This is a genomic window from Polaribacter sp. Z022, assembly GCF_023555495.1.
Taxonomy (GTDB): Bacteria; Bacteroidota; Bacteroidia; order Flavobacteriales; family Flavobacteriaceae; genus Polaribacter.
The window spans coordinates 442,683-456,269 of sequence record NZ_JALCZO010000002.1 but is presented as its reverse complement, the minus strand read 5'-3'; the positions used below and the strand labels follow the sequence as shown (position 1 = coordinate 456,269).

The 13,587-nt window shown below is 28.6% G+C and carries 13 protein-coding genes; 8 read left to right on the top strand and 5 right to left on the bottom strand.

Translation table 11 applies throughout. The annotated features are described in order from the left end of the window. Positions 1-4: 4 nt before the first annotated feature. The 6 genes from MPF13_RS05790 to MPF13_RS05765 all read left to right on the top strand — a co-directional run bounded on the left by MPF13_RS05790 (position 5) and on the right by MPF13_RS05765 (position 8,392). On the top strand, positions 5-1,894 hold the full coding sequence (locus MPF13_RS05790) for a RagB/SusD family nutrient uptake outer membrane protein (protein WP_249981386.1): 1,890 nt from the start codon (positions 5-7) through the stop codon (positions 1,892-1,894). 10 nt (positions 1,895-1,904) lie between these two features. Next, positions 1,905-3,227, top strand: a complete 1,323-nt coding sequence (locus MPF13_RS05785; RefSeq protein ID WP_249981385.1) for a SusE domain-containing protein — start codon at positions 1,905-1,907, stop codon at positions 3,225-3,227. A gap of 63 nt (positions 3,228-3,290) precedes the next feature. Further along, the gene (locus MPF13_RS05780) at positions 3,291-6,074 is read left to right on the top strand and encodes an alpha-amylase family glycosyl hydrolase (protein ID WP_249981384.1); all 2,784 of its coding nucleotides are present in this window, start codon (positions 3,291-3,293) and stop codon (positions 6,072-6,074) included. 16 nt (positions 6,075-6,090) lie between these two features. Continuing rightward, positions 6,091-6,504 (top strand): hypothetical protein, encoded by a 414-nt coding sequence (locus MPF13_RS05775; RefSeq protein WP_249981383.1) that lies wholly within the window; start codon positions 6,091-6,093, stop codon positions 6,502-6,504. 285 nt (positions 6,505-6,789) lie between these two features. Continuing rightward, positions 6,790-8,199 carry a DUF8693 domain-containing protein gene (locus MPF13_RS15650; protein ID WP_249981382.1) on the top strand — a complete coding sequence of 470 codons (1,410 nt, stop codon included), beginning with the start codon at positions 6,790-6,792 and terminating at the stop codon, positions 8,197-8,199. A gap of 22 nt (positions 8,200-8,221) precedes the next feature. Beyond that, complete coding sequence (locus MPF13_RS05765; RefSeq protein ID WP_249981381.1) at positions 8,222-8,392, top strand: hypothetical protein; 171 nt, start codon at positions 8,222-8,224, stop codon at positions 8,390-8,392. Between the two features lie 64 nt (positions 8,393-8,456). Here MPF13_RS05765 and holA read toward each other — a convergent pair whose 3' ends face one another. Continuing rightward, on the bottom strand, positions 8,457-9,458 hold the full coding sequence (gene holA / locus MPF13_RS05760) for a DNA polymerase III subunit delta (RefSeq protein ID WP_249981380.1): 1,002 nt from the start codon (positions 9,456-9,458) through the stop codon (positions 8,457-8,459). A gap of 17 nt (positions 9,459-9,475) precedes the next feature. Here holA and MPF13_RS05755 point away from each other — a divergent pair, with 17 nt between their 5' ends. After that, entirely contained in the window at positions 9,476-9,919 is a 444-nt protein-coding gene (locus tag MPF13_RS05755) for a type I restriction enzyme HsdR N-terminal domain-containing protein (protein ID WP_249981379.1), read from the top strand. A 67-nt stretch (positions 9,920-9,986) separates the two neighbouring features. Continuing rightward, positions 9,987-10,985: a glycosyltransferase family 2 protein gene (locus MPF13_RS05750; protein WP_249981378.1), complete on the top strand. Its 999-nt coding sequence runs from the start codon at positions 9,987-9,989 to the stop codon at positions 10,983-10,985. A 34-nt stretch (positions 10,986-11,019) separates the two neighbouring features. Here the strand turns inward: MPF13_RS05750 and MPF13_RS05745 are convergent, their stop codons facing one another. The 4 genes from MPF13_RS05745 to MPF13_RS05730 all read right to left on the bottom strand — a co-directional run bounded on the left by MPF13_RS05745 (position 11,020) and on the right by MPF13_RS05730 (position 13,587). Beyond that, a complete protein-coding gene (locus MPF13_RS05745; protein ID WP_249981377.1) occupies positions 11,020-11,583 on the bottom strand; it encodes a DinB family protein in 564 nt (187 codons plus the stop codon). 52 nt (positions 11,584-11,635) lie between these two features. Further along, complete coding sequence (locus MPF13_RS05740) at positions 11,636-12,172, bottom strand: Crp/Fnr family transcriptional regulator (protein ID WP_249981376.1); 537 nt, start codon at positions 12,170-12,172, stop codon at positions 11,636-11,638. A 22-nt stretch (positions 12,173-12,194) separates the two neighbouring features. After that, the gene (locus MPF13_RS05735) at positions 12,195-12,815 is read right to left on the bottom strand and encodes an L-threonylcarbamoyladenylate synthase (RefSeq protein WP_249981375.1); all 621 of its coding nucleotides are present in this window, start codon (positions 12,813-12,815) and stop codon (positions 12,195-12,197) included. Positions 12,816-12,885: 70 nt separating this feature from the next. After that, on the bottom strand, positions 12,886-13,587 hold the full coding sequence (locus tag MPF13_RS05730) for a response regulator transcription factor (protein WP_249981374.1): 702 nt from the start codon (positions 13,585-13,587) through the stop codon (positions 12,886-12,888).

The window sequence follows — 13,587 nt, the reverse complement described above, 5'->3', positions numbered from 1 at the left end:
TAAAATGCAACAAAAATTTAAATATTTAATTGTAATCATGTTATTCTCTTTAGGAGTAATATCATGTCATGAAGACTTAAATCAATCACCAATTGATCCAGATAGTTTTACAGAAGAAGATGTATTTTCAAATGCAACTGAAGCACAAGGTGCACTTGCTAAATTATATGCAAGTTTAGCTTTAACAGGACAACAAGGTCCTGCAGGACAAGCAGATATAGCAGATATTGATGAAGGTTTTTCTCAATACTCTAGAATGTTATTCAACTTAAACGAACTTACTACAGATCATGCAGTTGTTGGTTGGGGTGATGCAGGTTTACCAGATTTACACGGTTTATATTGGTCTGGAAGTAATGACTTTACAGAAGCAATGTATTACAGATTAGCTCAAGAAGTTTCTTTTTGTAACTCTTTTATAGATAATGCATCTATTTTAACAGATACAGAAGTTACAACTTATATTGCAGAAGCTAGATTTTTAAGAGCTTTTACTTACTATAATTTAATGGATTTGTATGGAAGCGTTCCTTTAGTTACATCTGTAACTACAGAATTACCTTCTCAAGCAACTAGAGCAGAATTATTTAATTTTATTGAAACTGAATTGTTAGATATTGCTGATAAATTAAAAGTAAGTGGTTCTAACGTATATGGTAGAGTAGATCAAGTTGCTGCTTGGGCATTATTATCTAAACTATATTTAAATGCAGAAGTTTGGACAGGAACAGCAAAATACAATGAAGCTGTTACTTATTCAAGTAAAGTTATGTCTTCTAGCTATTCTATTAATACTACAGATGCTAATGGAAATGGAAATGCTTATGATGAGTTATTTTTAGCAGACAATAATACTAATGGTGCTCAAAGTGGTTTTATTTTTACATTAAACTTCGATGGTCTTAGATCTCAAACTTATGGTGGTACAACTTTCTTAGTTCATGCTGCAATTGGTGGAAACATGAATGCTACCAACTTTGGTGTTAATGGTGGCTGGGGAGGTCTTAGAACCACAAAAAACCTAGTTAACAAATTTAATGTAGATGTTACTTCTTTAAATAATAGTTTAGGTACATTATCTAAATGGGGATTAGTTGGAGATGCAACTTTAAATCAATGGAATGGTCCAGATATGGAAATGTATGAAACTGGTGCTAATACGTACGCTTTATATGCAGATTTAAACGCAGGTGAAATGAAATTTAGATTTGATGAAGATTGGAACAATAATTTTGGAGATGATAATACTGATGGTAGTTTAGAAGCTGGAGGACAAAATATTCCTGTAGCAACTGCTGGTACTTATTTCATTACTTTAGATTTAAATACTTCTACATATTCAATTACTCCTTTTGTAGGAGACAGTAGAGGAATGTTTCATAAAGATGGACAAAGTTTAGAGATTGAAGAAATTCCATCTTTTGAAAATGGTTACGCAGTTACTAAATTTAAAAACATCGATTCAAATGGAAACCAAGGTTCTGATGCTGCAGGAGATTTTGTAGATACTGACTTAGCTTTAATTAGATTGGCAGAAATTTATTTAAACTATGCAGAAGCAACTCTTAGAGGTGGTGCTGGAGATTTAGGTTTAGCTGTTACCAAAATTAACGAATTAAGAGAAAGAGCTTATGGAAATACAAGCGGAAATATTTCTAGTGGAGATTTAACTTTAGAATTTGTTTTAGATGAAAGATCTAGAGAATTATACTGGGAAGGACAAAGAAGAACAGATTTAATAAGATACAACTACTTTACTTCTGATACTTATTTATGGCCTTTTAAAGGAGACTCTAAAGATGGTGTTGGTGCAGAATCTTATAGAAACATATTTCCTTTACCAAATAATATTATAACAACTAATCCTAATTTAATTCAAAATCCAGGATACTAAAAATAAAGATATGAGAAAAATAATAAATTCGTTATTCGCTCTAATAGTTGTATCAGTTGGTTTTACCAGTTGTGAAGATTTAAGTGATAGAGTAATAATAAACTCAGATGTTGCAACAACAACAGAACTTATTATCCAAGAAAGTACACCTATTGTACTTTTAGAAGCTAATCAAGATGTTATAGCTTTAAATACTAATTGGGCTGAACCAGATTTTGGTTTTGATGCAGCACCTACTTATAAAATATTAGTAGATTTAGCTACAGGAGATTTTAGTGGTGCAGTAACATTAGATGTTGGAGATAATTTAGAAAAAACCTTTACTACTTTAGAGTTAAACTCTATTGCATTAGGTTTAGGTGCAGAAGCAGATACAGCTTCAGATTTATCTTTAAAACTTCAAGGTTTTGTAGGTGGACAATTATTAATTGATTCTAGCCCAAAAACAGTAAACGTAACTCCATACTCAAGTATTTTAGATTTATCTACAAACTGGGGTGTTGTTGGTTCTGCTGCTAATGATTGGGGAGCAACTCCAGATTTACCTTTCTATACTACAAGTACAGCTGGTGTTTTAGTTGCTTATGTAACTTTAATAGATGGAGAAATTAAGTTTAGAGAAGATAATCTTTGGACAAACAATTATGGTGATACTGGTGTAGATGGTACTTTAGATGCTGGTGGAGATAACATTGCTGTAACTGCAGGTTCTTATAAAATTTTAATGAACTTAAATGATTTAACTTATACAATAGAAAGTTTTTCTATAGGTATTGTTGGTTCTGCTTATAATGATTGGGGTAACTCTCCAGATTTTGCTCTTACTTATGATTCTTACTCTGATCAATTTAGAGGAATTGTAAAATTATTAGATGGAGAAATGAAATTTAGAATGAATAATGATTGGGGAACTAATTATGGTGATACTGGTGTAGATAATGTTTTAGATTTAAATGGAGATAATATTGTAACTACTGCAGGTAGATATATTGTAACTGTAAATTTAAATGATTTATCATATTCTTTAGAACCTATAGATCATATATGGGGACTTGTAGGTTCTGCTTACAATGATTGGGGAAACACTCCTGATGCAATTTTTACAAGAGATTGGTCTCAACCTAATGATGATATTTGGGTTTTAAATAATGTTACTCTTTTAGATGGAGAATATAAATTTAGATCTAATGAAGCTTGGGCAGTAAATTATGGAGATACTGGTGCAGATGGTACTTTAGATGATGGAGGAGATAATATTGTAGCAGTAGCTGGTACTTATTCTTTCGTTTTAGATTTTTCAGACCCCGCTAATCCAACCTATACTATAAACTAATTTTAGTCTAAAATTTTACGAAGGCTACCCAAAAGGTAGCCTTTGTTTTTAATATTTTAACCTATGAAAAAAATTACACTACTATTCTTATTTTTAACTTCAATTGGTTTTAGTCAAGTTACTATAACACCAAATCCTTTTGAAATTTCACAATCTATTACTATTAGTTTAGATGCTAATAGTTCTGCAACAGATTGTAATGGATTAAACAACCCAACTAAAGTGTACTTACACTCTGGTGTTGGAGATGAAACAAATGCTTGGGGAACAAGTGTTGTTGGTAATTGGGGACAAGATGATGGCATTGGAGAAATGACATTAAACACTTCTAACAATCGTTGGGAAATTACTTTTGTACCAAAAACATATTATTCTTTAACAGACGCTGAAGCTGCAAGCATTACCAATATGGGTATGGTTTTTAGAAATGCTGCAGGTAGTCAAGAATTGAAAGATAATGGTTGTTCAGATTTTATTTTTAATGTTGGTTCTTTTCAAATAACATTAAACACTCCTACTACTTCTACTACTATTTTAAATTCAGGTGAAACTTTACCAATAAGCGCAACTGCTTCTTTAACTGCTAGTTTTGTTTTAAAAGCAAATGGTACTATTGTAAATCAAAAATCAAATTCTACTACTTACTCATACACACCAACTGTTACAGAAAATACAACTTATGTATTAGAAGCAACAAATAATGGAGAAACAAAAAGTGCGTCTTTTCAAGCAATTGTAAAACCTACAGTTACAGAGGCTGCAATACCAACTGGAATGAAAGATGGAATCAATTTAAATCCATCAGATAACACAAAAGTAACTTTAGTGTTTTATGCTCCTGGAAAAGAATTTATTCATGTTATTGGAAGTTTTAATAATTGGGAAATTAATGATGCGTATTTACTAAAAAAAGATTCATCTAAAAACCGTTTTTGGATAGAACTAACAGGTCTTACTCCTCAAACAGATTATTCTTATCAATATATTATTGATGCTAATTTAAGAGTAGCAGACCCCTACTCTACTGTTGTGTTAACTGAATCTAATGATCAATATATTAACGCAACTACGTATCCAAACTTACCAAGTTATCCTACAGGAAAAACAAATCATGCAGTTACTTTATTAAGAACTGGTGATGCAGATTATGTTTGGCAAACTACAAACTTTACTAAACCTAAAAAAACAGATTTAGTTATTTACGAATTGTTAATTAGAGATTTTGATGAATTACACAGTTATGATGCTGTAAAAGCAAGATTAGATTATTTACAAGAACTAGGTATTAATGCAATTGAATTTTTACCTGTAATGGAATTTGATGGTAATGAATCTTGGGGATACAACCCTTCTTTTCATATGGCATTAGATAAATATTATGGTAATACTACTTCTTTTAAACAATTTATAGACGAATGTCATAGAAGAGGTATTGCTGTTATTATTGATGTAGCTTTTAACCACGCTTCTGGTCAAAACCCTTATTATAGAATGTGGAATACAGACAATGGTGGTTATGGAGGTCAAGCTTCTACAGACAGTCCGTTTTTTAACCCAATTGCCAGACATTCTTACAGTGTTTTTAATGATTATAACCATAGTAAACAAGATGTAAAAGACTATGTAAAAAGAGTTTCTCAATACTGGATAGAAGAATATAAAGTTGATGGATTTAGATGGGATTTAACAAAAGGATTTACTCAAAATTGTACAGGTAGTGAAGCATGTACAAATGCTTATCAACAAGATAGAGTTAATGTTTTAAAAGAATATGCTGATTATCAATGGGAAATTGATCCAGATTTTTATATCATTTTTGAACATTTAGGTACAAACACAGAAGAATCTGAATGGGTGAATTATAGATTAGATGAAGGCAAAGGAATTATGGTTTGGGGTAACCACAATCATCAATACAACCAAGCAACAATGGGCTTTGGTAGCGATGCTGATTTTTCTTGGATTTCTTATAAAAACAGAGGTTGGTCTGTGCCAGCAAATGTAAGTTACATGGAAAGCCATGATGAAGAACGTTTAATGTACAGAAACTTACAATTTGGTAATTCTAGTGGAAGCTACAACATTAAAAACACAAGTACAGCTTTAGATAGAGAAGAATTGGCAGGAGCATTTTATTTTACAATTCCTGGACCAAAAATGATTTGGCAATTTGGTGAGTTAGGTTATGATATTTCTATAGATCAAAATGGAAGAACAGGGAATAAACCTATTCTTTGGAGCTATTTAGCAGATAACAATAGAAAAAAAATCTATGACACTTGGTCTAAATTAATTAAACTAAAACAGAAGTATGAAATTTTTGAAACTTCAGATTTTACTTTAGATCTTGGTAATTCTAACGGTTTAAATAAAATTCATTTAACAGATCCTTCTGCATCAGAAATTAAGAATGTTGTTATTATAGGTAACTTTGGTGTTACAACTCAAAGTATTTCTCCATTTTTTCAACAAACAGGTACTTGGTATAATTTATTAGAAGATAACTCTACAATAAATGTAACTAATACTACAGCTAATATTTCTTTAGCTCCAGGAGAATTCAGAGTTTATGCTAGTAGTCCTGCTACATTATCTACAGATGAAATTATAGCCAATGACAATCTTTTTAAAATTTACCCTAATCCTACAAAATCTCATTTTGCTCTTTCTAAAGAAGTTTTAGAAACTAACATCTATGATGTTACTGGAAAACGTGTAAAACAATACTCTAAAGAAATTATTAAATCTAATTTTTATGAAGTATCAGATTTAAAGCGCGGTATTTATTTTATTCAAATCAAGAATAAAAACAATCAAACACAAACAAAAAAATTAATTATTAACTAATCTAAAAATGAAAATTATGAAAAAAAATTATTTTTTAACAGTAATTAGTTTACTATTCTGCTTTGTAGTACAAGCACAAGTAACTTATTCTGGAAATGGAAATTCTGGTTTTGGAGATGTTTTTGGAGGATCTGGGAACATCCAAATAACAGACAATGGTACACAAATCTCATTTACTTTAAACAAAGGTTTAGGAGATCTTAATAATACTATGGTTATTTATATTGACTCTAAATCTGGAGGTTTTTCTAATACATCTACCTTTACAGATACTGCAGATGGATTAAGAAGAGGGGTTTCTGGTTTTGATGGTACAAATAGATCTACAGTAAATTTCCCTGCTGGTTTTGAAGCTGATTATGCAATAGCTTTCGATCAAAATTTTGCTGGTTTATGGTTATTAGATAACGTAAATAATTTTACTTATTAAACATCTGCTAACTTAAGTCCTACAGCAACTACAACTAGTGCTATTTATACTTTTGATGTAGATTTTTCTGAAATAGGTATAACAGCTAATGACAATTTTAAATTTGTTGTTACTTACTTAAACGACACTAATACATTTCGTTCTGATGAAGCAATTGGTGATGGTATTTCTAGTGGAAATCCAGGGACAACAGATGTAACTTTTAGTGGAGATAGAAGTTACCCAAATACTTGGACTGGTACTACAGATAATGATTGGGCTACTGCTACTAACTGGACAGAAGGTGTGCCTACAGCAACACATAATGTATACATACCAATGGTTACAAACCAACCAACAGCCTCTGCAGCTGTTACAATTAATAAAGCAACTATTAATTCTGGTGCATCTTTAATTGCTAATTCAACTTTTGCTGGTACAATAAACTATAATGTTCATGTTGGTGATACTGATTGGCATTTAGTTTCTTCTCCTGTTACTGGAGAACAATATGATGATACTTGGGTTGCTAATAATAATATTGCAACTGGTGTAATTAATACAGATAATAGAGCTATTGCTACTTATCAAAATGGAACTGCAGATGGTACAACTGGTCATTGGACATACTTTCAATCTGGAGGTTCTGCTACAACATTTGGTGATGGAGTTGGATATTCTTTAAAAAGAACTGAAAGTGGTAATTATACTTTTACAGGAACTTTTCCTACATCAGATGTATCTACAGCTATTTCTCAAGATGTTAATAAATGGAATATGATTGGTAACCCATACCCTTCTTATATTAATATTGCTACATTTATTTCTACAAATACTTCAAACTTATCTTCTGGTTTTCAGGCAATTTATGTTTGGAATGCATCTACAAGTTCTTATGATGATTTAACAACAGGATATATTCACCCTGGTCAAGCATTTTTTGTAAATTCTAATGTTTCTTCTGGAAATGCTTCAATTACAGAAGCTATGCAAAGTCATCAATCTATGATTCCTTTTTATAAAAACTCTAATCCTTCAATTGAATTAAAAGTAACAGATGGAACTAACAGTAAAAGTACATTTATTAATTATTTAGATGGAAAAACAACTGGATTAGATCCTAGATTTGATATAGGTATGTTTGATGGAGTTTCTTCAGATTTAAGAATCTATTCGAATTTAATAGAAAATAATGAAGGAATTTCTTTTAAAAGACAAGCATTACCTAATCAGAATTTAGAATCTATGATAATTCCTATTGGTGTTGAAGCTACTGCAAATACTGAAATCTCAATTTCTACAGAAACTTTAAACTTACCTACAGGAATTAAAGTTTTTATTGAAGATAAAGAAAATAATACATTTACACGTTTAGATGAAGTTAATAGCGAGTATAAAATTACTTTAACAGAAGCTTTAAATGGTGTTGGTAGATTTTATTTACACACTTCACAAAGTGCTTTATCAGTAAATGATATTACGTTAAATTCAATTAGTATTTTTAAACAAAACGCATCTACACTTAAAATAATAGGTTTACCTCAAGGAAAATCTACTGTTTCTATATTTAATATACTTGGTAAACAAGTTATGACTACTTCTTTTGAGACTAATGGTAATAAAGAAATTTCTTTACCAAAATTAGCTTCTGGAGTTTATTTTACAAGAATCTTAACAGAATCTGGTAAGGTTAGCAAAAAAATTATTTTAGAATAATAACATTAAAAAAAGAAACATCATGAATAAAAATATAGAAAATAAAAAACAAGACATTTCACGTAAAGATGCTCTTAAAAAAATTGGTAACTATGGTAAATACGCTGCTTTAACAGCTTTAGGAACCTACCTCATTTTAAATCCTCAAAAATCTCAAGCACAGAGTATAGAAGACCCAGGTAGCGGTTTTTAGTATTAATAAAAAAATCCAATCACTTAATTGTGATTGGATTTTTAATTTTAATAAGATTTATTTTTTAATGTAAAATTTTAAATAATAACTCTTTTAAAATATCTTTTTGAGTTTGATTTGCTCCTACTCCTTTACTTTTTACATCTGCATCTCTTAAGGTAGCTATAACCTGTGCAACCTTTCTCATTGGATAGTTTCTAGCAGCTAAAAAATATTCATCAACAAAGTAAGGGCTAACACCTAAAGATTTAGCAACAGAACTCTTAGATTTATCTTGTAAACCATGAAACATAAGTAACTGCGTAAAAAAATTATTTAATAATGAAATTGTCATTATTAATGGATTACTCTTTGGGTTTTGAGCAAAATAATTAATAATTCTATTTGCCTTTAAAATATCCTTCTCTCCTACCGATTTTCTAAGTTCGAAATTATTAAAATCTTTAGAAATTCCTATATTTTCTTCAATATGGGTGTCATTAATAATAGTTTCTTTTGGTAAAATTAATATCAACTTATCTAATTCATTAGATATTTTACTTAAATCAGTTCCTAAAAACTCTACCAACATTTGAGCTGCTTTGGGCTCTATTTGATATTTTTTTCCACTTAAAACTCTACGAATCCAATCTGATACTTGATTTTCATAAAGCTTTTTACTTTCATAAATTAAACCAGATTTTACAATTGCTTTATGCAACTTTTTACGTTTATCTAACTTTTTATATTTATAATTAAAAACAAGAACTGTAGTTGGTTGAGGATTTAAAGCATATGAAACTAGTTTTTCTATATTTCTACTTAAATCTTGAGCTTCTTTAACAATAATGACTTGTCTTTCTGCCATCATTGGATAACGTTTTGCTGCAGAAACAATATCTTCTATAGTTGCATCTCTACCATACATTACTTGCTGATTAAAACCTTTTTCAGCTTCATCTAAAACATTTTCTTCAATATAATCAGATATTTTATCAATATAATATGGTTCTTCACCCATTAAAAAATAAATAGGTTTTATGTTACCATTTTTAATATCTGAAACTATACTTCTTATTTCGTTCATTTTCTTACTTTTGATTGATGCAAAAACTCAATCTACCTAATTATAAATTCAAACTCAAAAGTAGCGAAAATAAGACGCTTATTTTTGATAATTTGAGAAAAAAATATTTGGTTTTAACTCCAGAAGAATGGGTTCGTCAGCATTTTGTACAATTTTTAATTTCTGAAAAAAAATATCCCACAACATTAATTGCTCTAGAAAAACAATTAACAATTAACAATCGTAAAAAAAGAACTGATATTTTAATTTTTAATAAAGAAGGTAATCATGATATTATTGTAGAATGTAAAGCTCCACAAATTAAAATAACACAAGATACTTTTGATCAAATTGCACGTTATAATTTAAAATTAAAAGCTAATTATTTGGTTGTTACAAATGGATTAGAACATTTTTATTGCAAAATGGATTTTGAAAACGAAACTTATATTTTCTTAAAAGAAATTCCGAATTACAAATAATAAAAAACCCTTTTTATTAAGACAACTTTATGCAAAAATGTAATTTTTAAAATGTAATTTTGCTCTCTTGAAAATAGCAATAGTCATATTAAATTGGAATGGAAAAAAACTGCTTGAACAGTTCTTACCATCTGTTGTAAATTTTAGCTCTAATGAAGCTGATATTTATGTTGCAGATAATGCTTCTTCAGACAATTCAATTTCATTTATTAAAGAATTTTATCCATCAGTAAAAATTGTTAAAAACAAGGTTAATGGTGGTTATGCTAAAGGTTATAATGATGCTTTAAAAGAAATAAAAGCAGATGTATATTGTCTTTTAAATTCTGATGTAGAAGTTACTAAAAATTGGTTAAAACCAATTATAGAAGTTTTTAATAGAGATAAAAACACTGCTATTATTCAACCTAAAATGTTAGATTTTAAGGATAAATCTAAATTTGAATATGCAGGTGCAGCTGGTGGTTATGTAGATTTATTTGGGTATCCTTATTGTAGAGGACGTGTTTTTAATCATTTAGAAAATGATGAAAATCAATTTAATGATGAAACCGATATTTTTTGGGCTTCTGGTGCATGTTTATTTATTCGTTCTAAAGTATATCATCAATTAGGTGGTTTAGATGAAGATTATTTTGCTCATCAAGAAGAAATAGATTTATGTTGGAGAACTCATAATATTGGTTATAATATAAAATATGTCGGTTCCTCTTCTGTTTACCATGTTGGTGGTGCTACTTTACAAGAAACAAATCCGCAAAAAACATTTTTAAACTTTAGAAATAGTTTATTAAACATTGTAAAAAATGTTCCAAAAAAATGGTTCTTATTTGTAGTTTTTTCTCGCTTAATATTAGATGGTATTGCTGGAATAAAATTTATGATAGAACTAAGACCAATACATACTTGGGCTATTGTTAAAGCACATTTTAGTTTTTATAAAAATTTCTTTAAATTTTTAGGTAAGCGTAAAAAATTATCAAAAAAACAAGACTACTATATACATACAAGTATTGTTTGGCAGTATTTTGTTTTAGGTATAAAGAAGTTTAAGAATTTAAAATAGTTATCTTTTTTATATTATTCTTTATTAGTTTTTTTTAAGACAGCTCACTAATAGATTTTAATAATGATTTTTGTGCTTGTTTTATATGCCTTTCATTATGAAAAATTAATACTCTAAAAGAATCTCCTAACCTCAATTTAATCCATTTAGAAATTGAAATAGCAGTTTTAGTTTTATCTAAATCAACATCTTTTGCCTTTTCTAATAATTTAATGATTTGGTTTTGTTGGTTTATAAATTTTTCTAATACATTAATATCTAGTTTAGAATTTAAAGGATTCATAGATTTAAATGTTTTCATTTTATTTAAACTTTCATTGTATGAAACCGATTTACTAAAATACTTTCCTAACCAATTACTAGTAAATTTTCCTGAACTTTTATAGTTAGAATTTTTAATTTTATTTTCTATTTCTGGAATATAAGAATCTCCATACCTATTTAGATGCTCAATACATTCTAAGACACTCCAACTTTTAAGATTCTCTTTCCAATTTAAAGAATTTATAGATTCACTTTTAAATTTATCTACGTCATTTAAATTTTTGTGAGTAAGGTCTAATAAATCTTGTATTAATTGTTTTGATGTAGATACCATTGTTTTTTTTTACAAATTACTAGATAAAATTTGAAAAAAAAATTGATTGAAATTAAGATTTTTTAATTCTAGATAAAGTTTCTGGAGTCATTCTTAAATAACAAGCAATGTACTTGCTTGGAATTTCTTGAAACAATTTTGGACTTCTTTTTAAAACTCGCCTATACCTTTCTAAGGGTGAAGATGTTAAAATATCTCTTTCTCTTTCCATTTGTTGTAAAACAAACTTTTCTAATATAGAAAGCCAAATTTCTTTGTATTCTTGAGATGAGTTTATAAATGATAAATACTTTTTTTTACTGATGGATTTTATTGTGGTTTTTTTTAGTGCTTGTATATAGAAATCTGAAGGCTGTTCATTTAAAAAGGAATCTAAGGATGCTATTAAATTATCTTTATAACCAAACCTAATAGTATGTTCTTCAAATTCATCTACAACAAATATTCTTAAACTTCCTGTAACTACTAAATATAGATTAGTATCTATAGTACCTTTTTCTTTTAAAAATTCGTTTCTCTGTAAAACAAACTCCTTATCCCAAAGATTATTAGCGGTAATTTTATCGATTAAAGTAGAAATTAAATTCACGTTAGTTTATGAATAAATAAGTTTACAAAACCTCTAAACTTCCTTTTCCTTCTCTAATTACTTCTGGATAACCTTCTGTAAAATCTATAATTGTAGATCCTTGGTTGTCACCATATCCACCATCAATAACAATGTCTACTAATTTTCCCCATTTTTCATAAATTAGTTCTGGATCTGTAGTATATTCTAAAATCTCATCTTCATCTCTAATAGATGTTGTTACAAGAGGATTTCCTAAATTTTCGATTAAAGAAATTGTAATATTATTATCTGGTATTCTAATACCAACTGTTTTCTTCTTTTTAAAAACTTTTGGTAAATTTTTACTTCCTGGTAAGATAAATGTATAAGGACCAGGTAAAGCTCTTTTAAGTATTTTAAAAGTAGAAGTATCTATTTGCTTAACGTAATCTGATAAGTGACTTAAATTATTGCAAATAAAAGAAAACTTAGCTTTTTCTAGCTTTACTCCTTTAATTTTTGCAATTTTTTCTAATGCTTTGTTGTTGGTAATATCACATCCTAAACCATAAACAGTATCTGTTGGATATATTACCAAACCTCCATTTTTTAAAACCTTAACAACCTTATCTATTGCTTTTTGATTAGGATTTTCTTTATATATTTTAATAAATTCTGCCATATTATAAATATACAAAAACTCAATCCGAAAATAATCAGATTGAGTTAATTTTTAAGGAAGTTAATGTTTTTTAAGATTTATCTACCATTCTAAACCCTTCTCCATGAATATTTAAAATCTCTACGTTTTCGTCTAATTTTAAATATTTACGAAGTTTAGCAATATAAACATCCATACTTCTTGATGTAAAATAATTATCATCTCTCCAAATCTTTGTTAATGCTAATTCTCTTGGCATTAAATCGTTTTTATGAATTGCTAACATGCGTAACAATTTACTTTCTTTAGGTGATAATTTTATTGGTTCTCCTGTTTCTCCAATAGATAAATGTCTTAATTTAGAATTAAAGAAAAAGTTTCCTATTGTAAACTCAAACTGTTCAGACTCTGTGCTTTTATCTGTATCTTTTCTTTGTAAAATTGCTTTTATTTTATGCAATAGTACTTCAGAATCGAAAGGTTTGTTTAAATAATCGTCTGCACCAACTGCATACCCTTTTAAAACATCTTCTTTTAATGTTTTAGCTGTTAAGAATATAATTGGCACTTCTTTGTTTGTTGTTCTAATATCTTGTGCTAATGAAAAACCATCTTTACGAGGCATCATAACATCTAATATACATAAGTCATAATCACTATTTTTAAACATGATTAATCCTTCTATACCGTCTTTAGCATGTGTTACATTGTAATCATTTAATGCTAAATAATCTTTTAAAACTGTTCCAAAATTTGGATCATCTTCAACTAATAAAATCTTTTTACTTCCCAT

Bases quoted from the DNA above. Each gene is read 5' to 3' on its own strand.
- MPF13_RS05790 (WP_249981386.1), top strand. From the start codon at position 5: ATGCAACAAAAATTTAAATATTTAATTGTAATCATGTTATTCTCTTTA.
- MPF13_RS05785 (WP_249981385.1), top strand. From the start codon at position 1,905: ATGAGAAAAATAATAAATTCGTTATTCGCTCTAATAGTTGTATCAGTT.
- MPF13_RS05780 (WP_249981384.1), top strand. From the start codon at position 3,291: ATGAAAAAAATTACACTACTATTCTTATTTTTAACTTCAATTGGTTTT.
- MPF13_RS05775 (WP_249981383.1), top strand. From the start codon at position 6,091: ATGAAAAAAAATTATTTTTTAACAGTAATTAGTTTACTATTCTGCTTT.
- MPF13_RS05765 (WP_249981381.1), top strand. From the start codon at position 8,222: ATGAATAAAAATATAGAAAATAAAAAACAAGACATTTCACGTAAAGAT.
- holA (WP_249981380.1), bottom strand. From the start codon at position 9,458: ATGAACGAAATAAGAAGTATAGTTTCAGATATTAAAAATGGTAACATA.
- MPF13_RS05755 (WP_249981379.1), top strand. From the start codon at position 9,476: ATGCAAAAACTCAATCTACCTAATTATAAATTCAAACTCAAAAGTAGC.
- MPF13_RS05745 (WP_249981377.1), bottom strand. From the start codon at position 11,583: ATGGTATCTACATCAAAACAATTAATACAAGATTTATTAGACCTTACT.
- MPF13_RS05735 (WP_249981375.1), bottom strand. From the start codon at position 12,815: ATGGCAGAATTTATTAAAATATATAAAGAAAATCCTAATCAAAAAGCA.
- MPF13_RS05730 (WP_249981374.1), bottom strand. From the start codon at position 13,587: ATGGGAAGTAAAAAGATTTTATTAGTTGAAGATGATCCAAATTTTGGA.